Below are 23,385 nucleotides of genomic sequence, written 5' to 3'. Positions count from 1 at the left end.
CCTGCTTTGCAAGCAGGATGTCGTCGGTTCGATCCCGTCCGGCTCCACCACTTCCACGCAATCCGCAGGATTGTCGTGTCGCGCGATCCGCAGGATCGTCGCCTTGAAGTGTGTCGAGGAGGTGGTGAAAAAGTCATTCGTATAAAGGTTTGTGGTGAGCTTCTTGGCTTGCCGCTTGTTCTGTTTTGACATCGTAAAGAGAAGATTTGTTCGAACTTCATGAGCCGAAAGGTTCGTGATTTGTCGCGGGAGACGCTCAATCTCCCGCATATGATGGGTTTGCCTAACCGCACCCTCGAACCGATCTCGAGAAGCTGGTCTTTTTGTGCCAATGACATCGAATTTGGATCCCGCACAGGATCCGGTTCAGGCGACAATTCCTTTGGAATTGCGCGGACGCCAACCCCGCAAGGGAGAGGCTGAAGCGACAATCCTTCGGATTGCGCGGATGGGCATTGGCAATGAGAACGATCAAGTGTCTTAAGGGCAATTGGTGGATGCCTTGGCATGCACAGGCGATGAAGGACGTGATACGCTGCGATAAGCTACGGGGAGGTGCGAATACCCTTTGATCCGTAGATTTCCGAATGGGGAAACCCACCTAAGGTACTTGGAAAATCAGAGCTGCAGGGTGACTTGCTGCTGTGGTTTCCAAGTATCGATAATAGGTAACTTATCCTGAATACATAGGGATAAAGTGGCGAACGCGGGGAACTGAAACATCTAAGTACCCGTAGGAAAGGACATCAACCGAGACTCCGGAAGTAGTGGCGAGCGAACCCGGACCAGGCCAGTGGCGATTGAGAGACAAGCGGAACCTTCTGGAAAGTAGGGCCATAGTGGGTGACAGCCCCGTACGCGTAATGCGATCAATCGTCCTCGAGTAAGGCGGGACACGTGAAATCCTGTCTGAAATTGGGAGGACCACCTTCCAAGCCTAAGTACTCGTGCATGACCGATAGCGAACTAGTACCGTGAGGGAAAGGTGAAAAGCACCCCGACAAGGGGAGTGAAAGAGTACCTGAAACCGATTGCCTACAAACAGTGGGAGCCCGCAAGGGTCACCACGTACCTTTTGTATAATGGGTCAGCGACTTAGTGTGACGAGCAAGCTTAAACCGCTAGGTGTAGGCGCAGCGAAAGCGAGTCTGAACAGGGCGTTCAGTTCGTCGCATTAGACCCGAAACCGAGTGATCTAGCCATGAGCAGGTTGAAGGTAAGGTAACACTTACTGGAGGACCGAACCCATAACTGTTGCAATAGTTCGGGATGACTTGTGGCTAGGGGTGAAAGGCCAATCAAACTCGGAAATAGCTGGTTCTCCGCGAAATCTATTTAGGTAGAGCGTCGACCGAATACCCCAGGGGGTAGAGCACTGGATGGGCTAGGGGTCCTCACCGGATTACCAAACCTAACCAAACTCCGAATACCTGGGAGTACTAGTCGGCAGACACACGGCGGGTGCTAACGTCCGTCGTGAAAAGGGAAACAACCCTGACCTACAGCTAAGGTCCCCAAGTTATGGCTAAGTGGGAAAGGATGTGAGGATCCCAAAACAACCAGGATGTTGGCTTAGAAGCAGCCATCATTTAAAGAAAGCGTAACAGCTCACTGGTCTAAATAAGGGTCTTTGCGCCGAAAATGTAACGGGGCTAAAGCCATACACCGAAGCTTAGGGTTTGGTCCGCAAGGGCCAAGCGGTAGCGGAGCGTTCTGTAAGCTGACGAAGCCATACCCGTGAGGGGTGGTGGAGGTATCAGAAGTGCGAATGCTGACATGAGTAACGTAAGGGGAGTGAGAGACTCCCCCGCCGAAAGACCAAGGGTTCCTGCTTAAAGCTAATCTGAGCAGGGTTAGCCGGCCCCTAAGACGAGGCGGAAACGCGTAGTCGATGGGAACCACGTTAATATTCGTGGGCTTGGAGGTAGTGACGGATCGCACAAGTTGTCCAATCTTATCGGATTGAACGGGCAGCGGAGCGGTTCCAGGAAATAGCTCCTCCTTATAAACCGTACCCGAAACCGACACTGGTGGTCAGGTAGAGTATACCAAGGCGCTTGAGAGAACTATGCTGAAGGAACTCGGCAAATTGCACGCGTAACTTCGGAAGAAGCGTGACCCTTTTCTACGCAAGTAGAGGAGGGTGGCACAGACCAGGGGGTAGCGACTGTTTATCAAAAACACAGGGCTCTGCGAAGTCGCAAGACGACGTATAGGGTCTGACGCCTGCCCGGTGCTGGAAGGTTAAGAGGAGGGGTGCAAGCTCTGAATCGAAGCCCCAGTAAACGGCGGCCGTAACTATAACGGTCCTAAGGTAGCGAAATTCCTTGTCGGGTAAGTTCCGACCTGCACGAATGGCGTAACGACTTCCCCGCTGTCTCCAGCATAGACTCAGTGAAATTGAATTCCCCGTGAAGATGCGGGGTTCCTGCGGTTAGACGGAAAGACCCCGTGCACCTTTACTATAGCTTTACATTGGCATTCGTAGTGGCATGTGTAGGATAGGTGGTAGGCTTTGAAACCTGGGCGCCAGCTCAGGTGGAGCCACCCTTGAAATACCACCCTTATTACTATGGATGTCTAACCGCGGCCCGTTATCCGGGTCCGGGACAATGTATGGTGGGTAGTTTGACTGGGGCGGTCGCCTCCTAAAGAGTAACGGAGGCGCGCGATGGTGGGCTCAGAACGGTCGGAAATCGTTCGCTGAGTGCAATGGCATAAGCCTGCCTGACTGCGAGACTGACAAGTCGAGCAGAGACGAAAGTCGGTCATAGTGATCCGGTGGTCCCGCGTGGAAGGGCCATCGCTCAACGGATAAAAGGTACGCCGGGGATAACAGGCTGATGACCCCCAAGAGTCCATATCGACGGGGTTGTTTGGCACCTCGATGTCGACTCATCGCATCCTGGGGCTGGAGCAGGTCCCAAGGGTATGGCTGTTCGCCATTTAAAGCGGTACGTGAGTTGGGTTCAGAACGTCGTGAGACAGTTCGGTCCCTATCTGCCGTGGGTGTAGGAATATTGAAAGGATCTGTCCCTAGTACGAGAGGACCGGGATGGACGGATCTCTGGTGGACCTGTTGTGGCGCCAGCCGCATAGCAGGGTAGCTATATCCGGACGGGATAACCGCTGAAGGCATCTAAGCGGGAAACCCACCTTAAAACGAGTATTCCCTGAGAACCGTGGAAGACGACCACGTTGATAGGCCGGGTGTGGAAGAGCGGCAACGCTTGAAGCTTACCGGTACTAATAGTTCGATCGGCTTGATCGTTCTCATTCCTTATGCTCATCGTGAAACACGATGATCTGACCAGCGCTCACGCATGAGCGGCCCTTACAGGGCCTATGCTCCGCGAGGGCGCCGGAAAACCGGCGACGCGCAGTCGCGCTTGCGGGCTTACGCCCGAAAGCAAAACACAAACGTCGCCTTGGCACGAAAAAACAGCTTCTCGATATAACGTGCGTTTTGCCGACCTGGTGGTTATGGCGGAGCGGCTGCACCCGATCCCATTCCGAACTCGGCCGTGAAACGCTCCAGCGCTGATGGTACTTCGTCTCAAGACGCGGGAGAGTAGGTCGCTGCCAGGTCTGCAAAACGCACGTTGAACTCTCATCCGCAAACCGGATGAAACTGAAATCTTCTCTCTACGAAAAGGCCCGCCAAGGGATCACGGGCCGCGCAAGCGGCCCTTTCATTTGGTCAGCCATATACCTATGTGTAAGCCATCCTGTTCATAGGCCCAGGCTTACGTCCAGATAAGCAAGCAAACGCTTGCTTCAGATCCGGAGCAGGCAAGAGCTTGCCCTGGAGAGTCCGGAGCAAGCAAGAGCTTGCCCTGGAGAGTCCGGAGCAAGCAAGAGCTTGCCCTGGAGAGTCCGGAGCAAGCAAGAGCTTGCCCTGGAGAGTCCGGAGCAAGCAAGAGCTTGCCCTGGAGGTGACGCGGGGTGGAGCAGCCCGGTAGCTCGTCAGGCTCATAACCTGAAGGTCACAGGTTCAAATCCTGTCCCCGCAACCAACAAAAAAATGTACGGCCCGGAGACATGGGTAACATTCTGTACCTAAGACATGGGTGACAACCTCGTGCCGAACGGGTTGTCGATGGTTTGCAAGGTCCTTTGTTCCAGGTCGATATATCCGAGATCATAGTGCATGAAGCTGATGAGCCAAATGCCGTCGTCGACTTCGGTGATTCCGAGCCTTTGGCCGGCGAGCACGGTGGAGATGTTGATCTTCTTCCTGTGCATGCAGATGCGGCCGCAGGCGGTGACGAGAATGTCCTTGTTATGGAAGGGGTAGTCCAGCTCGGGGAGGCCTTGGATCGCCTCGTGGGGCCTCTCGTCGTTGAATTCGCTCATGAAAGCATCGAACCGGGCCTGCTGCTGGAGGGCGTTCATGCCCGGCGGCCGCGTGGTCTCCTGCTTCAGGGTGCGGTGCATGCGCTCATGGCGGCCGTTCTGCTGCGGGTGACCGGGCTTGATGCGCTCGACGGCGATGCCGAGCCTGAGCCAGAAGACCGACAGCTTCGAGAGGTTGTAAAGGCCGTTGGGGCTGGCGAAGGGCAGGCCATTGTCGCTTCTGATCGCTTCCGGCAGGCCGCGTTCCTTGAAGAGCCGGACGAAAGCCTCGAGGACCGGAACCTCCTTTGTCGATTCAAGGGCTTCGCAGGCCAGCAGGTAGCGCGAGGCCTGGTCGGTGACCGTCAGGGGGTAACAGTATTGGCGGTTGCCGAGCTTGAACTCGCCCTTGAAGTCGGCGCACCACAGATCGTTGGGCACAACCGCCTGGGACAGTTGCGTGCCCACGACCTGTTCGCTCGGTTCCTCTTGCGGGCCTGGCTCACAAGGCCGTGGCGATCGAGCACGGCATGAACGGTGCTCCTGGCCGGGATGCGGACGTCGCCGGCCAGCCTGCGCACCAGCAGCTCGCGTATCTTCCTGGCACCCCAGTGCGGCTTCTCCGGCTTGCTCTCCACGATCAGCCGCTCGATCTGGTCGGGAAGCTGGTTGGCGTAACGCACCGGCCGCCGCGAGCGGTCGGTGAGCGCATCCAGCCCGTCCTCCTTGTAGCGGTTGAAGATCTTGTAGCCGGTCTTGCGCGAGATGCCGAACTCGCGGCACACATCGCTCATGCCTTCCCCGTCGAGAAGACGAGCCACAAAACGAAGACGTTCCTCCATCACCGAACACTCTTTCCACGGCATCAACACCTCCGGCCAAAAGCCAAAAGTGTTACCCATGTGTCCGGTACAAATCGTCACCTATGTCTCGGGCCGCTCAAAAGCCCGCTTCACGCGGGCTTTTTGCGTTCGGACCGTGATCGATGGCGACGACCGGCTATTCAACGATCGAGGAGGGCAGCAAGGTTGGCGTGCTCGGCTTTATTGAGAGGTCCGCGAACCGGGGGATTGATGCCGCCTCGGCGCATTCGCGAAAGCTATACGTCGAGCATTAGGAAGTTCGCCAACCCGTCATGGCAAGCGATCTGCACGACAACAGCATGATTCGAGCCGCGGAGAGATCGTCGTGCGAAGGCGCGAACCGTTGATTTAAACAACCCGCGCCTTGCCGAAGCTTTTCGTCGCGGGCCGCGTCAGCCAGCTCGCCGCAATGACGCCTGGAAGGCCAGCGAGGTCCAGCTGTTGCTCGAGGCGAGATGGCAATAGAGCAGCGCAAGCGCGCCGGATTTCCTGAGATCAAGAAACGCCTCGTCGCTCAATTTGTTGAAGGCCGGCTCGTCGATCACCTGAAAGTCGGTGAGGTTGAGGGTCTCGCCGCCCTCCAGCGTCACCTTGCTCTGCCGCGGCGCGAACAGGCCGTGCGCGTCGATCTTGTCGATCATGGCGCGAGTCGCATTGAAGTCGGTCTGGAACTGGCTGCAGAAGGCGAGCGCCTGCCTCGAGGCCTCGGCCGGCTCGTTGCCGTCGAAGAAGGGCGCGGTCTCGTCGCCGCCCTTGGACGAAGGCGTCTGCTCGACGACGCGTTCGCTGGCGCGGTCGATGCACAACGTCAGGCGGCCGGTCGTTTTCGATTCATCGGCCAGGATGAAGGGGTACCGGCGGACATAGGCGGGAATGTAATGCGGCTCCGCCCATTTGCCGTCGGCGCCGACGAACAGGTTCTGGTCCTGACGCAGGCCGGTGATGATGACAGGCGCCTTGGCGTCGCCGATGAAAACGATCGGGTAGGAGCGCATTGCCGCCGGCATTTCCGAGGCGACGACGGGGATTGCGTGCGCGGTGCGGGCAAAGGAGAAATCGGCCCGCGCCGTAAGGCCGAGTGAGCCGTGCCGCAGCGGATTGAGCGCCTCGGGTTTTTTGTAGAACAGCGGCAGCGCGTTTGTCGCGGTGCTTCCGGCCGGGGCCGTGTCTGTTTTCGCGTCAGTCATCCCTAGTGTTCTCCTCTTATACCATTCCGGTTTAGGCCAGTGGCTGCCGGTGCGCAACGCGTTGACGGCTGCTTCACCCTACATGGCCAAGATAAATCTATCTGTTTGTTTGATCGTGCTCTTTTGTACTTCTGGAGATCGAGCTCTATAGACAGCACGCCATGAAGCGGCGAGATTGGCTGACGGGATAGACATCTCAAGAGAGCCGTCTGAAAGACAGACGAACCAGGGCAGGCGCATGGCATCGCTTTCGGATTTCGAGCAGGGGCAGAGCTTTTCCGTCGAAGCCGGCGGTCAGACGCTCACGATGGAACTGAGCGCGGTGCAGCCCATTGCCAACAGCCCGCGCGACGGCGGTGGCTTCACGCTGCTGTTCAGGGGGCCGCGCGACGCGGCGCTGCCGCAGGCTATCTATCGCTTTGTCCGCAGCGACACCACTCACGACATCTTCATCGTGCCTGTGTCAGCCGATGCAACCGGCTATCTCTACGAGGCCGTCTTCAACTGACCGGCCTCGGCGGATGCCGCCACCGGCCGCGCCATCAGGTCGTAGACGCCCTTGTCTTCGGCGACCACGAAGCCAAGGCGCAGATAGAGCCGGCGCGCGGGATTGTTCTTCTCGACATGGATAGACACGGGCTTGCCGACGGCGGCAGCCTCGTCGATCACATCGCCGAGCAGCGCTGTGCCAAAGCCCTTGCCGCAATGCACCGGCAGGAAGGCGATGTCGATGATGCGATGTTGGCTTGGCCAGCGCTCGAGATAGAGGCGGCCGATGTCCTGCCCGGCATGCGTCACCACATGCCATTCACCTTGCGGATAATAGCGCCGGAAATGCGCGTGCTGCGCCTGGAACTGCATGTCGAGAAACTGCGTCTTGTCCTCCGGCGGCCACGGCACACCGGCGAGTTCCGCCGTCCGCGTCGAGGCATAAAGCGCGGCCATGAACGGCCGGTCGGCATCTGTCTCGGGCCTCAGTGCGAGCCCAAGCGCGGCTGCCCGTATGTATCGTAAGCCGGCAATTACCATTCGGCGGAGCAGTCTTTCAGGCCGGCGGCGTCAGGTCGCGTACAACGACAATCTGCTTGAGGTTGCTGGTGGTCAGCGCCGTCCAGCCATATTCCCATTCGGAGCTGTCGATAGACATCTGGTTGATCGTCCAGAGCCCACTTGTGCCGTCCGGCATGACCATCAGCATGAACAAAGCGAGCCGGCCGTCGGCATTGTAGTTGAGCGACAGGCGGGCCGAGTTGAGGACAAAGCCGAAATCACGCCATCCTGACCAGTTCTGGTTATAGGCATCCCACTGCGCGTTGAACTGCAGGACATGCTGCTGGTCGGTGGCGACCAGCACGATGTCGCCGTCGCCCTGGATGCCGGCGGCCAGCGCGTTTTGGGGCCACCTGGAATAACCGGGTGTCGCCAATTGCGTCCAGAAGTCCGATCCGGCAGGCATCTGGCGCGTGTGCAGCACCTGCCCGCCCTTGCTCAAGGCAAACAGATTGGTGGCGCCCAGCGGCCCGATCACCGGCGCCATCTCGATAAAACCGCCGCTTTGCGAGCTGTCGATCTGCACCCATTGCGTCCAGTCGGCCGCCTTCAGTGCCTGTGCGGTCGCCTGCTGGCAGCGATAGAGCTGGAGATTCGAATTGATGCCGAACAGCGCGATGCGGCCGTCGCCCTGGTGGATGGCAGTGATCGTTATCAGTTGACCGGCAAGCTGGATCCAGTCGCTCCACATCTTGGCGGGCGGCGTGAGCTCATCGACGGTGACGACGATCGGTGTCGTCGAGCCGGGCGGGGTGATGGTTTTCTGCACCTGCACGATCTGCTCCGGATTCTGGTAGATCCACCAGATGCGACCCTGATTGTCCGTGAGGAAGACCTCGATGCGGCCGTCCGCATCGTTGGCCATGGAAAGCTTCTGGTAACTGGCGGCGCCGGGCGGTGCGCCGATGTTCATCGGCGCGTTCCATTTGCTTGTCGGGCCGGCCTGGCTTTCGTCCTCGGTGATGAAGGAAAGACTGGCGGCGCCCGAGGGCTGCGCCACGACCGCGACGCGGCCATCCCTGGTCAGGCCCGCCGTCATGATCACCCAGGCGCCGGGCGCGATCGGCGACCAGGCGGAGGGCCAAGGTCCGTTCGGCGAAGTCTGCGCTTTCTGGATCAACTGACCCTTGGCGGAATCAATACCCACCACCATCAGCCGCGACAATTCGAAGAACGAAACTCCAGCCGGCATGTGCTGGTACATAGGCCCAGGCCCGGAGCTCGCCTTGGCCTTCGAAGCGGCCTTCGGAGCTGCAGTGGGCTTCTTGTCCTTTGAAGCCGGTTCGTTCGATTTCGGTTCTGCTTTCTTGGCCATCGTATCGGTCCTGCCTTGTTGCCTGTATCAGCCTCTCGGCGGGAAAACGCCTTGCAGTGCGATGCAGAAATAACAAGTGAGATAGGGCTGCATATTGTTGTGCGGCTGGCCGCCGCCGGCAGGCGATACTGCCTGGTCCGACAGTGACACCATGCCGCCTGGCGCGACATATACATTTCCTTGGCTCGACTTGGCGAACGCATTGCCGGGAGCGATGTTGCTGTCTCCGCTGACGACCGACGGGGCGGCCATGGCGAAATGGTTATGCATCGGAAGCTCGGACTCCAGCAGAGACACCGTTTCGGAACCACCGTTTTCGCCAAGATCATGCAGTGACAGGCCCGGTCCTTGCCCCGGGTGCATCGGTGCGCGGCCTTGCAAATCAGGCAGGGCGAAGTTGGACTTCCCGTTGCCGCCATAGGTGGTGCCGAGCAGCGAGAACAATGCGGTGTTCTGCGATAGCGGCAGCAATTGGCCGTCGCACCAGGCCCAGCCCTTGGGCGAGAATTTGAACGGAAAGATACGGATTTCGGCAACGAACGGATCGGCCATGACGGTCCTCTTTAAGTCGGCGAAGGGAATATGCCGAACAGCGAGATAATGAAGTCGACGCACAGATAGGGCTGGAAATTGCTGTGTGGCTGGCTGCCGCCGCGGCTACCGAGGAACTGGGTGCTCATTGGCACCGATGGGCCGCCGTTGATGAACGCATTGACCTGACCTGACCTGCCGATGACGCTTTGGCTGGGATTGGGCTGATTGGCTACGTCGCTCGAGGCCAGCAGGGCGTGGGTATGCGCCGGAATCTGCTGGATTGTCAGCGTGATCTCCTCCACGCCCCCCGTCTCGGCCAGGATGAACCCGTTGCCCTGATGGATGGGAAGGCGGCCACGCAGGTCAGGCAATGCGAAGGTGCTCTGGCCATCGCCGCCATAGGTGGTGCCTATCAGTTGGAAAAGTGTCTCGTTCTCGGAGATCGGCAGCAACTGTCCCTCGCAGAACATCCAGCCGGCTGGCGCGAAGTTGCCGGCAAACATTCGAACTTCGCCAACATAGGGTTGTGCCATGATCGCGTTTCCTCAGGTCGGCGATGGGAAAATGCCCTGCAGGGCAATGCAGAAATTCAATGCCAGAAAAGGCTGCATATTGAGATGTGCCTGACTGCCGCCGATATTGGTGACGGTGCCGGAAGCCATGGCGCCGAGGTTTTGCACCGGGCCATAAAGGAGGTTCGGCGTGCTGTTGCCCAGAACGTTGTTGGCCGGAAGGTTGCTCACGCCGGTGCCGGACGATGCGCCGGCGCTGTGTATATGTGTGGGCATTTCGGCGATAGACAGCGTGTGGGCCTGCTCGCCGCCGCGCTCGCCCAGCGTATGGCCGCCGCCGACATGAATCGGCATGCGCCCGCGAAAGTCGGGAAGTGCGAAATTCACCCGGCCATCGCCGCCGAAGGTGGTGCCGAGCAGCGAAAAGAGCGGCTGGTTTTGATTTATGGGGAGAAGCTGGCCGTTACAGAGTGCCCAGCCTTTTGGCGCGAACACAAACGACATGATTCTGATTTCCGATAAAAACGGTTCAGACATAAGTCCTCTCCCCCAAACTCTGTACAGACCTTAAGACGATTGTATTAGCAAGTCGACAGAAATCTCCAAGAAAATTAATGTTGATCTACTGCCGATAAACACAACGAATGCTTCGCAAGCATTCGCCTCTAGAGTCAGTTGGTCGGCACAAGGACCAGCCCGCCATTGTGCCCGCCAGGTATCGCGGCATAGGCCGGTGCACCGCCGGCGTCGAAGGAGAACACCGAACCGGCCGGCGTGTTGCCCCCGGCATTCCAGATGGCGGTAGCAATTGCCTGATTGTTCGCGCCGCCTACAAAGTTCTGGAAATACAGATGCGACGTAGTGCTGCCTATGCGTGCCAGGAAGGCGATGTCGTCGGCTGGCTGGGCCAGGGTCACTGTGTTGCCGCTGATGTTCAGATAGGTGTTCGTAAGGTCGCCGGCATTGGAACCCGCGCGCACATCGATGCCGACCGCGCCACTGCCGGCAACACCTGTGCCCGAAAGAGCGATGTTGTTGTTCATGATCGTCAGATCCAGCGAACCATTGTCCGTGCTCGGACCGGCGCCGTCGCCGTGCGGCGTGGCGAAGATCGCCGGATCGTTGCCAGTCCCGGTGATCGTGTTGCCGACGATCTCGATGATGCCGGTCGAGGCGTCTTCCGGATGGATGAAGATCGCCGAGCCCGCCGAACCGACGCCGCCGCCCTTGATGTCGGCATTGTTGTTGATGCGGCCCATGATGACGGCATTGTTGATGCCGAACACGTTGATGACCGGGCCGCCATTGCCATAGATCTTCTTGTTGTTGAGGATCTTGAAGTTCAGGTGCGCGGTGTCCTCGGCGTTGAGGCCGATGGCTCGGCCGAGGCCGCCTTGCGGATCGAACGTATTGCCGTTTCCGACCGTGCCGCCGTCGGTGATGTTGACGTTGAGCGTCGAGGTGTCGCGCGCAAAGGCTTCGACGCCGGAGGTCTTGAGGCTCAGGAAGCTGCTGTTCGAGATGTTGACCGTCGCGCTCGCTGTGCCAAAGGCCTCGAAGCTGAGACCCTGCGCTCCGTTTGCAGAAAGCTTGGTGTTGCTGAACGTGCTGCCGCTGATGTTCAGCGTCAGGCTGGTGCCCGAGTCATTGCGGATGTCGACCAGATTGTCGCCACCAGCGCCGGCCGCGAAGCTGAACGTCGAATTCGTGATCGATGACGTGCCGGTGAGATTGTAGAACCGCATATTGCCTTCGAAGACGGCGTTCCCGAAGCCGGTCACCGTGGTGTTGGCGATGGTCATGTTCGAGACGTTCTGGCCGTTGATGCCGACCTGCGCGCCGCCGTTCAAATTCAGGTTGGTGAACGTTACCGTCGCCACGCTGCTCATATTGATGGCGGCCTGGGCGGCGCTGTTGAATGTCGGTCCGTCGACATTGTTCAACGTGCCGTTGCCTGTGTTGGCATTGGTGAAGTTCATGTTCGAAAGCGACAGGTTCTTCGTCGACGTGAATAGCGCACCCTGCACCGTGTTCTGGATTGTGCCGCCGGAACCGGCCGTGACACCAGTGCCTGTGACCGTCAGCCCGCCATTTCCGGCGGCAAGGCCGGTATTGTTGAGCACGAGACCGTTGGTGCCGCCATTCGCCGAAACGCTTTGGAACGTCAGGCCCGAGCCGCCGATAAACGTGTTGACGACATTGAGCGCCGTGCCGTTGGTCGACGCGATACTGTTGCCGGTTCCCTGCACCGTCACCGTGCCGCCACCCGTGGCATTGAAGCCGGCGGCGCCGGTGGTGTTGATGACCAGCCCGCCATTGATGAAGTCTATCGTCGCGCCGGTGTTGTCGGTCAGGTTCACAGCAATGGCCGACCCCGAGGTGATCGACTTCGACGCGCCGGAGAAGGTGATGGTGCCGGCCGCGTTGTCGTCCAGCTGGATGCCGTTCACGCCCGCCACATTGTGAGAGATGTTGCCTGACAGCGTGATGTTGCCCGCGACCGCGGCGCGATCCTGGATGTTGACCGCCTGGCCGGTGCCGCTCGTGATGGTGCCGGCATAGGTGAAGGCTGCCGTACCGCCGCTGTTGGCGGTGCCGGCGCCGTCGCCGATACGGATCACGGCACTTGTTCCGCCCACCAGCGCGCCGGTGCCGAGGTCGATCGCTCCCGAACCGGTGACGGTGTCGAGGATGACGGCGCTGGTGCCGCCGGCGCCCTTGTTCGTGGAAGCGAAGGTCACGCCGCCCGCACCGATGGCGACGGTATCCATGTTGACCGCGACGCCGCTGCCGGTCGAAATCGTGTTGCCCGAGCCGGTGACGGTCACCGTACCGCCGCCGGCGGCGTTGAAGCCGATGCCGGAGGTGGTGTTGATCGCCAGGCCGCCGCCGGCGAAGTTGATCGCCGTGCCGGTGTTTGTCGTCAGATCGACGGCATTGTTGGCGCCGGTGGTCAGCGTCTTGGTGGTGCCGGAGAAGTTGATCGTGCCGCCGGTGTTGGCGTTGACGAGGATGCCGTTCGCTACACCGCCGGTGGCGCTAAGGTTGCCTGACAGCGTCGTGGTGCCGCCGGTACGGCTGGAAATGCTGACGACGTTTCCGGCCGTGGCCTTGGTGACCGAACCGCCGTAGCTGATGTTGGCCGAGCCGCCGCTGACCAGGAACGCCGCGCCCGAGGCGCCGCTCAGCGCACCGGTTCCAAGGCTGACCGTGCCGGCGCCGGTGACATTGATCAGCGCCACATTGTTGCTGCCGCCGGTCGAAGTGGTCGAGGTGAAGTTGATGCCGGTGGTGGTGATGCCGTTGAGGTTTACCGCCTGCGCGCCCGTCGAACTCACCGTGCCGGTGGTCACGTTGACCGTGCCGCCGTTGCTGGCGGTGAAGCCGGTCGTGCCGTTGGTGATGATGTCGACGTCGGCGAAGCTGGCCGTCGAGCCGGTGACGTTGATGCTGATCACCACGGCGGTGCCGGTGAGCGCCGTCGTGGTGCCGAGATCGACCGCACCGGTGAAGCTCACCGTATTGGCCGCCGTCGCGCCGGAAATGCTGATGCCGCTGGCAGCGCCGTTTGCCGCGACCGTGCCATTGTAAGTCAGTGTGCCGCCGGTGCGGTTGATGACGGCGACAGCTGTGCCGGCCGTGATGCCGCTGATAGAGCTGGTGACGTCGAATGTGGCGGAAACATCGCTCTGGACTACGAGCCCCAGGGAAGAGGTGTTGCTGATGTCGACATTGGTGGCGTTCACTGTGCCGCCCTGGGCCAGGAACAGGCCGTTGCCGGCATTGCTGATCGAGATGTTGCTCAACGTCTTCAGGCCCGTCCCGTTGAGCATGATGGACGTGTTCGTTGTGCCCGAGGCGGTGATGTTGCTGAAGGTGCCGTCGCCCGCCCTCAGGTCAGCGACATTGCCCGAGAAGGAGACGGTATCGACGACGGCGCCGGCCCCGAGATCCGCCCCGAAGATGCTGACGTTCCGGATCGTCATGTGGCTGACGGTGGTGTTGTTGGTGCCGCCCGAGCCGGCGATGCCGCGGGCAGCATTGAGGCCGACGCCGTCATTGCCGTCGATGGTGAAGCCGTCGATGATGTTGCCACCGACAGTGGTCGAAATGACGAAATTGCCGTCGGTCGTCGTCAATGTCGCCGCGCCGCCGCTCGTCGGATCGTTGATCACGATCGAGTTGCTGGCCAGATGGATCGTGCTCGGCACGGTCAAGGCGAGGTTGATGTTGCCATTGCCGAAGCCGCGCACCTGCTCGCCGGTCTGCAGGTTCAGCGTGTTGTCGGCATTGGTGCTGAAAGCAGTGATGGCATTGCCGTTGTTGACCAGCACGATGATGTCGTTGACGCCGGCAGCTGCTTCGGCCGCGGCAAGCGTCATCGGGTTCAGGCCATCCTTGCCCGATCCATCGCCGCCGCCGGTAGCGCCGTCGCTGTCGACGAAATAGACCTTGCCGATGCCGAAGCCTAGGCCTGGGCTGGACTGGAAATTCACGTCATCGAAATTGTAGGTACCCGCCACCGGCGCGCTGGAGGCGTCGATGCCGACATTGGCGCTGATGGTCGAATTCTGGTCCGTCGCCGATTCACCGTCGCCATAGGTGAAGGCAAGATTGGTCGTGCTGTTGAGGAACACGCCGGTGTTGACGCCGGAAATGCTGGAGCTGTTGCCGCCGACCGCCGCATCGCCGAGCCGCACCGTCTGGCCGCCAATGGCGCCGCGCAGGTCGACGCCGATCGACGTGCCGGCAGCGGCCGCGTTGGTCACGTCGAAATCATTGGCCGTTATCGCCGCATTGATGGTGGCTCCGTTGAGATCGAAAGCCACACCCGTGATGCTGTTCAGGCCGATGTCGAGATCGTTGAAGGACAGCGCCGCGCCAAGCGTTCCGGAAACATCGACGCCGCGCGAGGTGATGCCTTGCAGATTGACCGTGCCGAGGGCGATGGCGCCGCCGCCGGACGAGGCGACGTTGTTCAGTGTTATGCCGGAAGCGGCGGACGTGGTGGAGACCGAGTTGAAGTTGACACCGCCAGCACCGACCGTCACCCCGTCGAGGCGCAGCGCGGTGCCGCTGTCGGTTGAAATTGTGTTGCCGCCGCCGGTCACGCTGATCGTGCCGCCGCCGATGGCAACGAAGCCGTCCGCGCTCGTCGTCGTTATCGCCAGCCCGCCACCGGTGAAATTGATCGTCGCGCCGGTGTTGTTGCCCACGGCAACGGCCGAGTTGATGCCGGTGCTGAACGAATAGGACGGACCGGCGAAATTGATCGTTCCGCCGCTGTTGCCCGCAGCCTGGATGCCCCCGAACGTAGAACTGACGTTGCCGGTGTCGAAGGTGATGGTTCCGGCATTGTGGTTGCGGATGTCGACGGCAAAACCGCCATTGGTGGCGACGCTGCCGTGATAAGCAACGCTGGCGCTGCCGCCATCGAGGAAGAACCCCACGCCGGTGGGGTTGGTGATCGACGTTGCCGAACCGAAGGTGAAGGTGCCGCTGCTGTTGAGGATATCGATGCCGGCGTCGCCGCCATTCAGCGTCGTCGTGCCGTTGAAATTGTAGATGCCGCTGGCATTGTTGAACTGCAGACCGGTGCCTGCCGTTGCCGACAGCGTGCCGGTGCTGAAGGCGATCGTGCCGGCCGAATGGTTGGCGACGCTGACCAGGGCGCCGGCATTGGCCTTGGTAATGTTGCCGCTATAGGAGGCGCTCACGGTGCCGCCGCTGACATCGAAGGCCGTGCCGGTCGCGCCGGTGAACGAGCCGGACCCGAGGCCGACCGTGCCGGTGACATTGGCCAGGCTGACATTGTTGGTGCCGCCGCCCGACGAGGTCGAGTCGAGCGCGATGGTGGCGGCGACGCCGGAGAGGCTGATCGCCTGGCCGAGGGTCGAGTTCACCGTCTCGGCACCGCCGGTGGCGGTGATGCCCATCGTGCCGCCGGTACCGACGATGGCCGTGCCGGTCGTGGTGTCGATGGTCAGACCGCCGGTGAAGCTTGTCGTGCCGCCGCTCTGCGACAGACCGACGCCGCTCGTCGTATCGATGTTGGCGAGGCCGGTGACGTTGACCGTGCCTGATACCACATGGATGCCGCCGCCGGCCGTGGCGGTGTTGTTGACTGTCACCGCGCCGAAGGTGAACGTGCCGGTGTTGGCGCCGGTGACGTCTATGCCGAAGCCGCTGGTGCCGGTGATGCTGGTCGCGCCGGAGACATTCACCGCCCCGGTGACGCCGTTGAGGATGATGCCGCTGGTGCCGCCGCTCGAGGTGATGCTGTCGAAATTGACGCCGCCGGCGCCGAGTGTGCCTTGCAGCGACAGCGCTGTCTGGCCCGTCGCGGTGATGGTCGTCGAACCGGCATTCGCGACGGTCAGGACATTCAGTCCCGAAAGGCTGAGGCCAGTAGCGAGGGACGTCGTGATGTCGAGGCCGCCATTGAAGTTGACGGCGCCGCCGGCGGTGCCGCCCGAAATCGAGACGCCATTGCCGCCGGTGATGGTCACCTGGTCGGTGAAGGTCACCGCGCCGCCGGTGCGGTTGGCGATGTTGATGCCGCCGCCGGTCAGTGTTCCGGCCGGCCCGCCATTGGGCAGGAAGCCGCGCGACACCGAAATGGTGCCGCCGGTGCCGCCGTTCACGTCGAGCAACGTGCCGGCGATATTGATGCTGTTGTTGATGACCGACAGGCCGCCATTGAGCCCGATGGCTGAGACGGCGGTCCGGTTGGCCGCGACATTGCTGATCGTCACGCCTTCGATGGTGATGCCGTTGGCATTGCTGAAGCCGGCCGCGCCTTGGTCGGCGACGAAGACGGAGCCGGTTGCGCCGGTGAAATCGAAGATGGTGTGACGCACGGCATTGTCGCCGAGCAGATGCATGAAGTCGCCGGTGCCGCTGACCACGGATTCGTCGCCGGTGATGTTGCCACCGGTGGCGCCGAGATTGCCCTGGACGTTGGCCGGCTGGATCGTGCCGGTCGAAACCACATTGCTGTTGCCGAAGCCGGTGATCGTCTGGCCGGAATCGAGCGTGAAGGCGGTGGCGCCGAGATTGATCGTGCCGACGAAGGCGAAGTTCTGCGTGCCGGTCAGCGCATCGGCGGCGGCGAGCGAAATGGTGTTGACGCCCATGCTGAGATTGCCGGTCGTGCCGGCGGCGATGAAGCCGCCCGACTGCGAGACCAGCGTGACCGAACCTGGCGCGGTGGCGAGGTTGGCGCTGCCGGTGAAGAACACGTCGTCGAAATCGTAATTGCCGAGCGTCGGATCGAGACCAACCGTATTGACGGTGAAGCCACCGGCGGCCGCAGTGATGAAGGATTCCAGCCCGTCGGTGGAATCACCGTCACCAAAGGTGAAGGTGGCGTTGGCCGAGGTCGCGGTGGTCTGGCCGGACGACAATTCGACGCCGATGCCGACATTGTCGATCTTCGAGCCCTGCAGGAAGGTGATCACCTTGTTGCCGGTGGTCGACGACAGGTCGATGCCGCGCGAGGTCAGGTCGCCCAGGCCGGTGATCGTCGTCAGGCCGAAATCGGCCGTCGTGGCGGAACCGCTGAAGTCGACGCCGGTCTGGTTGGCGCCCGCGCCCAGCGTCACATTGGTTGTGCCGAAGGTGACGTCGGCATTGGTGCCGGCGAAGTTGATGCCGGCGGTACCCGCCGTGGCGCCCATTGTGACCTGGGTCGTGCCGAAGGTCACCGGGCCCCCATTGCCGACAATGTTGATGCCGATACCGCCGGCGCCCGTCACAGTCACCGCCCCGAAGGTCGCCGATGCGGTGCTGGCGACACCGGAGACGGACAGACCGGTGCCCAAGGCATTGGTGATCGATAGCGGGGTGGTAACATTCAACGTTGCGGTGCCGATCAGGCCACCGACCACCGCGCCGCCGCCACCGGTCGCCGACAGGGTCGGGCCGGTGAAGCTGATCGCACCGCCTGCCGGGGCCAATGTCGAGCCGATGTCGAACAGATTGCCGGTGCCGGTCGATGTGACGCTGCCGCTGAATTGGACCGAGCCACCAGTGGTGCCGTCGATCTTGACCGCCGTGCCTGGTGCTGTTGCCGAGCTGGAAATGTTGGCCGAGACCGTGATCGCCGCGCTGCCGCCAAAAACCACGACGCCGTTGCCGGCGACGTTGGTGATGGTGCCGCCGATGTTGATCGTGCCGGTGTTGTTGGCCAGGTTGACATCATCGCCCGAAACCAGCGTCGTCACCAGATTATTGACATTGACCGTCGCGGCGCTGCCTTGCACCACGAAGCCGGGGCCACCGCCAACAACCGTATCGATCGTCGTCGTGCCATTGAAGGTAACGGCGTTGGCCACGTTGGTGAGGCGGATGGCGTCGCCATTGACGCGATTGATATTCACCCCACCGAACGTGACAGTGCCGCCGGTGGTGTTCTCGATGACGATGCCGGACGGCACGATGCCGCCGGAACCATCGACTGTGACGCTGGCGAAGGTTACGCCCGCGGCACCTATGGTCAGGCCGCCGGCGCCGCCGAGTTGGATGCCCCTTTCAAGGAGGCCGGCGCCGGTCGCAACCGTGTTGGTTCCCGTCACGCTCAGCGTGCCGCCATTGATGGCGCTGAAGGCAAAGCCGCCATCGGTGGTGAGGTCGAGCCCGCCGGTGAAGTTGATCGTGCCGCCGGTGTTGCCGGTCAGGTCGATCGCGTTGGCCAAACCGGTGCTGGCGGTGATCTTGCCGCCGAAGGTGGCGGTGCCGCCGGTCATGGCGTTGATCTTCACCGCGCTTGCCGCGGCGGTCTGGTTGATGGTGCCGTTATAGGTGAGGTTTGGCGCCGCCGTATCGATGCTGAAGGCCACGCCCGTCGTGCCGGCGATCGAGCTCGCCGCGTCGAAGGTCATCGTGCCGATGGAACCGGCATTGATGCTGACGCCGGTGCCGGCGCCGGTGATGTCGAAATTGGTGAAGTTGGCGGCGCCACTGTAATTGCTGAGCGCCAGGCCGATGCCGGTGACGCCGCCCATCGTAACGTCGGTGAAGCTGGCCGCAGCCGACGAATTGGCCAGCAGGATGCCGTTCTGCGCCGTCTGGATGTTCAGATTGGTGACGCCGATCGCACCCGACGCGCCTGTCAGGTCGAGCGCGGTGACGGCGCTGATAACCGTGACGCCATCGACGGTAAGGCCGTTGACGCCCGTGCCGTTGATCGCCGAGCCCGAGCCCGCATTGCTGACGCTGAGGTCGGCGACACGGTTGCCGTTGGCGAGGTCGATGGCGCTGCCGGCCGCATTGTTGAGCGTGGCGGCGCCATTGCCGAACGGATCGACCTGGGTGCCCGAAGTAACCACCTCGGCGCCGGTGACGTTGGCCGGCGGCCCGCCGAGAGCGACGGTGTTGCCGTTGGCGAAGGAGACGATCTGCTGGCCGTCGGCAAGCGTGAAGCCGTCGGCGTCGGTGTTGATGGTTCCAGCGCCGTCGTTGACAAGGACGAAGATGGTGTTGGCGTCGGTCGTCAGACCGTCGGCGGCGTCGGCGTTGATAAGGTCGCCGACGCTCGCGCCGGAGCCGGTCCCGGTGTTTGCTGCGCCGACGAAGATGACGTTGGCGGTGTCGAACAGCTGCGGGCCGACCAGATGGGTGGCGTTGAAGGCATAGGTTCCGCTGCCGGCCATCAGGCCGCGCATGTCGAGCGAGGCGGTCGTCCCGGTGATCGTGCCGCCGCCCGCGGCGCCGAAGGAGAAGGTCGTGTTGGCGCTGGTGCCGGCTGCCCCGTGCGTGCCCATCTGCACGCCGGTGCCCGCGGAGATGACGCCGGTGCCGATCGTCACCGAGCCGCCGGTGGTGCCGGAAAGGTCGATGCCGGTCGAACTGCCGACGCCGGTGATGTCGAGCGAGGTGGCAGTGAAGGTCGACTGGCTGCCCGACAGGTCCAGCCCGGTCTTGCCGGTCGGCAGGCCGGTGATGTCGATGTTGGCGAAGGCGATCGTGCCGTTGGCACCCTGGACGTCGATGCCGCTCTGGGTCGGCTGGCCGATGCTGGCGTCGCCGAACGTTATCGCGCCGGAATTGCCATTGAGGAGGATGCCGTTCCGGCCGGCCTGGTTGATCGTCACCGTGCCGAACGTGGTGGCGCCGGAACTGTTGCTGATCGAGATGCCGTCGCGCGATGGCTGGGTGATGGTGACCGCGCCGCCGAAATCAACCGTGGCGGAGCTGCTTGTGATGAAAATGCCGTCGAAAAGGGTGTTGGAGGTCGTCGTCGTGCCCGTAACGGAGAAATTTCCGCCGACGTTGAACAGGCCGATTCCAGTCTGTCCGCCGGCTTGGCTCACCGTGTCCAGCGTGACATCGAGCCCGATAGGGTTGATAAGCCCGAAAGTCCCGACAGAGACAGCCATGAGGCCGTTGCCCGAAACCGTGCCGCCAGTTATGGTCAGGCTTCCGCCGCCCGTCGACGTGACATCGACGCCTACGCCGCCATTGTCCTTGGCATCGAGCGTCTCGAATCCGTAGGTTCCGCCGCCGATGACGAACAGGCCGTAGCCGGCATTGTTCGAGAGTATCGTCGTGCCGGTGAAATTGTAGCTTCCGTTGCCATTGTCGACCAGCAGGCCGTGGCCGGTGTTGTCGCTTGAGTTCAGATTGTTGCCGGTGACGCTGTTGCTGCTATCGAACAGCACGCCATTCAGGCTGGCGCCTGAAACATTCAGCCCCGACATCGTGATATTGCTGACGCCGCTGCCATGCACGCCATTGCCGTTCGCCACACCGGCGATGTTGAAGTCCAGCAGCGACGTGTTGTTGGCCAGCGTCACGGCGTCACCGGTGCCGGTATCGGTCAGCGTGGCTGCGCCGCCAGGATCCGAGACGACCTGGTCATGCTGGACGTTGTCACCGGTGACGTTGACGGGAATGCCGCCGAGCGAGAAAGTACGCCCGTTGCCGAACGAAGCCAGTGTCTGTCCGGCACTCAGCGAGAAGCCGCCAGAGGCGTCGATGGGCGTCCCGTCATTGACCAGCACGAAGATCGCGGTGCCGTTGGTGATAAGGTCAGCCTGGTTAATCGCAAGCAGACTAGACGTGGAAGAGCCGTCACCCAATGATCCGATGCCGCCGACGAAAATCACATTCTGCTGGTCGAACAGCTGCGGGCCGCTGAAGGTCGTCGAGCCGAAAGCATAGAGCCCGAGCGTCTGGTTGAGCCCACGCGCGTCGAGGGAGGCGGTGATGCCGGCAATCGAGCCGTCGCCGAAACTGAATTGGGCATTGGCCGAATTGGCCGGCGAGCCGGAAATGCCGAAGCGCACGCCGGTGTCGACATTGGCGATCGCGCCGCCATCGGTGATGACGATCGTTGCCCCGCCCGCGCTCGGGGAAGACAGATCGATGCCGATCGAGCCGGCGGCGCCGGTGCCGTTTATGTTCAGCGACTGCGCCGTGAAATTAGTCTGGCTGCCGGAGAAGTCGAGGCCGATGCCGGAGCCGAGCCCGGAGATGATGATGTTGCCGGCGATGACGGACGCATTGACGCCGGTAAACACCATGCCGTCGGTGCCGGGATCGGTGATGTCGATGTCGCCGAAGCGGATCGCGGCCGGCGAATCCGTGATCGCGATGGCCGGTCCGGTCGTGTTCGAGATCGTCGTCGCGCCGTTGACGGTGAAGCTGCCCGAAAGATTCTCGAGCACGACGCCCGATGCGCCGCCGGTCTGGGTGATCGAATCCAGCACGATATGGGCGGTGATCGGATCGATGAAGACACCGACGCCGTCGTCGCCGAGCGCCTTGTTGCCCGACACCTGGCCACCGGTGATGGTGATCGAGCCGGCGACCCCGGTGCCCTTCACGGTAATGCCGGCATCGTTGTTGTCGAGCGCGTTGAGGGTGGCGAAAGTGTAGGTGCCGTGGCCGGTTATATCCAGGCCGTCGTCGCCATTGGCCTGCAGCAGCGTCGTGCCGATGAAGTTATAGGTGCCGTCGCCTTCGATATGCAGTCCGTCGAGGCCGTTGCCGGTCGCGGTGAAGTTCGAGCCATTGACGCCGGTCAATGTGCCGGTGAAGTCGGCGCCGTGGCCGACCGTGCCGGTGACGGTGACGTTGGTCAGCGTGGCGCCGGCGATGTTGTTGCCGAAGATGCCGTCCTTGCCGCCGGTGATGATGATGCCGCTCAGCGTGTTGCCGTTGGCGAGCGTCAGGACGTTGTTGGCGGGGTTGGTGCCCTGGAGGGTGCCGTTGGATCCGCCGAAATTGTAGGTGCCGATGCTGCCGTCGACGAGCCGCGCCTGGACGCCCCCGTCACCGCCGATGACGGTCTGGCCGTTGGCGAGCGTCACACCGGCTGTCGTAATGTTGCCCTTGCCGCCGAGCGCGACGACGACGCCGTTCGCGCCGGCGCCGGCGACTGCATTGTCGAGCGTGGTCGGGTCGCCGATCGTGCCGAGGCCGAGCGCGTCGTTGTCACCATCGGCAAAGAAGAACTGGCCGAATGCCGTGTTGGTGGCGGCATTGATCGCCACCCGCGTCGACGTGCCGGTAACTTTGTCCTGGCTCTCGATGCGTACGCCGATGTCGCCGCGCACGCGCTCGTTGACGCGTTTGCGCAGGCCGGGGCTGACCGGATAGACCGGCTCGGCGCCGTCATCGGCCGAAGACGAGCCCTTGTCGAAAGCGTTGAGCGGCACCGTCAGCCGGATGCTGCCGGCGAACTGGGTGTCATCGCGGTTGTCGTTGCGCACCTCGCCGGTGAAGGTCAGCGACGTGCCTTTGCCGATGACGTCGCCGATCGAATATTCCAGGCCGGCCTTGGCGCCGGTGATGCTGCCGTCGTCGCCGTCGGGATCGCCGAAATGGTAGGCGCCGACATCGAAACGCAGTGAATGGTTCTCGGGCAGGTTGAGCGGCACCTGAACGCCGACCTCGCCCTCGATGCCCCAGGCCGCGTAATCGCGGTGGGCGATGGCCGATATCTGCTCGATCAGCTGATGACCGACCAGCGACAGGCTCGACTCTTGCCCGGCCGTGCTGCGGTCGCCGCTGATCGGCAGATAGACGTTTACGTGCGCATCGTATTTTGAGGTGATGGCCTCGAGGCCAAGCGTCGAGGCGACGAACTGGTGACTGTCGTGGTTCTGGATGTTGAGATAGGCGTAGCCGCCGATCATCAGATCCGGATTCACGATGCGGCGAACGCCGAGGCCGACGTCCTGGCCGAAGCCGTCGTCGAAATCGTATTTCGAGCGCACATCGAGAAAGAGAACGGATTCGAGGTTCTGCTTCAGCGGCAGGAAACCCTCGATCGCCGTGTTGCCGCCATTGTTGTTGGCGCCGATGATGGCGCGGACCTGCGGCTGCCACAGTCCGGTGTCGCCGGCATGGGCGGCTATGCCGGAAAGGGCAAGTGCCAGAGTGGACAGCGCAGTCGTCTTCCAGAGATGCCTGGAAAAACCTGACCGGCGATACTTGCTATTCGCCCGGAAGCTTCTTCCGTGCGTCGCCATGTCATTGATCTGCCGAGTTTTCTCGGTCGTCTCCATCCCTTGCGAACCCCGACGAGTACACGCTCCGTCGCTAATACTATCCGAATCCCAGTGTATAGCGAGCATGATTGT

The 23,385-nt window shown here is 61.8% G+C and carries 9 protein-coding genes, 2 tRNA genes, 2 rRNA genes and 1 pseudogene (1 of these 14 cut by a window edge); 6 read left to right on the top strand and 8 right to left on the bottom strand.

Annotated elements, in window-relative coordinates:
• From AC3EML_RS30860 to AC3EML_RS30845, 4 genes are all read left to right on the top strand, one after another.
• Positions 1-50: transfer RNA gene (locus tag AC3EML_RS30860), tRNA-Ala, on the top strand; it begins 26 nt to the left of the window's first position.
• A gap of 419 nt (positions 51-469) precedes the next feature.
• A 23S ribosomal RNA gene (locus tag AC3EML_RS30855) occupies positions 470-3,271 on the top strand.
• A gap of 202 nt (positions 3,272-3,473) precedes the next feature.
• A 5S ribosomal RNA gene (gene rrf / locus AC3EML_RS30850) occupies positions 3,474-3,588 on the top strand.
• Positions 3,589-3,939: 351 nt separating this feature from the next.
• Positions 3,940-4,016: transfer RNA gene (locus AC3EML_RS30845), tRNA-Met, on the top strand.
• Between the two features lie 43 nt (positions 4,017-4,059).
• On the opposite strand, the pseudogene AC3EML_RS30840 reads toward AC3EML_RS30845, so the two are convergent.
• Positions 4,060-5,201: pseudogene (locus AC3EML_RS30840) on the bottom strand (helix-turn-helix domain-containing protein).
• Positions 5,202-5,320: 119 nt separating this feature from the next.
• Between AC3EML_RS30840 and AC3EML_RS30835 the strand changes: the two are divergent.
• Positions 5,321-5,452 (top strand): hypothetical protein, encoded by a 132-nt coding sequence (locus AC3EML_RS30835; protein ID WP_352521625.1) that lies wholly within the window; start codon positions 5,321-5,323, stop codon positions 5,450-5,452.
• A 138-nt stretch (positions 5,453-5,590) separates the two neighbouring features.
• On the opposite strand, the gene AC3EML_RS30830 is transcribed toward AC3EML_RS30835, so the two are convergent.
• Complete coding sequence (locus AC3EML_RS30830) at positions 5,591-6,385, bottom strand: SapC family protein (protein ID WP_023698851.1); 795 nt, start codon at positions 6,383-6,385, stop codon at positions 5,591-5,593.
• A 238-nt stretch (positions 6,386-6,623) separates the two neighbouring features.
• On the opposite strand from AC3EML_RS30830, the gene AC3EML_RS30825 reads away from it, so the two are divergent.
• Positions 6,624-6,893 (top strand): DUF6916 family protein, encoded by a 270-nt coding sequence (locus AC3EML_RS30825; protein WP_352521624.1) that lies wholly within the window; start codon positions 6,624-6,626, stop codon positions 6,891-6,893.
• Here AC3EML_RS30825 and AC3EML_RS30820 read toward each other — a convergent pair.
• From AC3EML_RS30820 to AC3EML_RS30795, 6 genes are all read right to left on the bottom strand, one after another.
• Complete coding sequence (locus AC3EML_RS30820) at positions 6,872-7,414, bottom strand: GNAT family N-acetyltransferase (RefSeq protein ID WP_352521623.1); 543 nt, start codon at positions 7,412-7,414, stop codon at positions 6,872-6,874. The genes AC3EML_RS30825 and AC3EML_RS30820 overlap by 22 nt on opposite strands.
• Positions 7,415-7,430: 16 nt before the next feature.
• Positions 7,431-8,750, bottom strand: coding sequence for a DUF8189 domain-containing protein (locus AC3EML_RS30815; protein WP_352521622.1), 1,320 nt, complete (start codon positions 8,748-8,750; stop codon positions 7,431-7,433).
• A gap of 27 nt (positions 8,751-8,777) precedes the next feature.
• A complete protein-coding gene (locus AC3EML_RS30810; protein WP_352521621.1) occupies positions 8,778-9,302 on the bottom strand; it encodes a phage tail protein in 525 nt (174 codons plus the stop codon).
• Between the two features lie 11 nt (positions 9,303-9,313).
• Complete coding sequence (locus tag AC3EML_RS30805) at positions 9,314-9,817, bottom strand: phage tail protein (protein WP_023818515.1); 504 nt, start codon at positions 9,815-9,817, stop codon at positions 9,314-9,316.
• A gap of 12 nt (positions 9,818-9,829) precedes the next feature.
• Positions 9,830-10,333 (bottom strand): phage tail protein, encoded by a 504-nt coding sequence (locus tag AC3EML_RS30800; protein WP_023818516.1) that lies wholly within the window; start codon positions 10,331-10,333, stop codon positions 9,830-9,832.
• Between the two features lie 134 nt (positions 10,334-10,467).
• Positions 10,468-23,274 carry a hypothetical protein gene (locus AC3EML_RS30795; RefSeq protein WP_352521619.1) on the bottom strand — a complete coding sequence of 4,269 codons (12,807 nt, stop codon included), beginning with the start codon at positions 23,272-23,274 and terminating at the stop codon, positions 10,468-10,470.
• Positions 23,275-23,385 lie beyond the last annotated feature (111 nt).

Source organism: Mesorhizobium sp. P170090 (assembly GCF_057786115.1).
The sequence above is the reverse complement of the archived record's forward strand: the minus strand, read 5'-3'. Positions and strand labels throughout refer to the sequence as shown.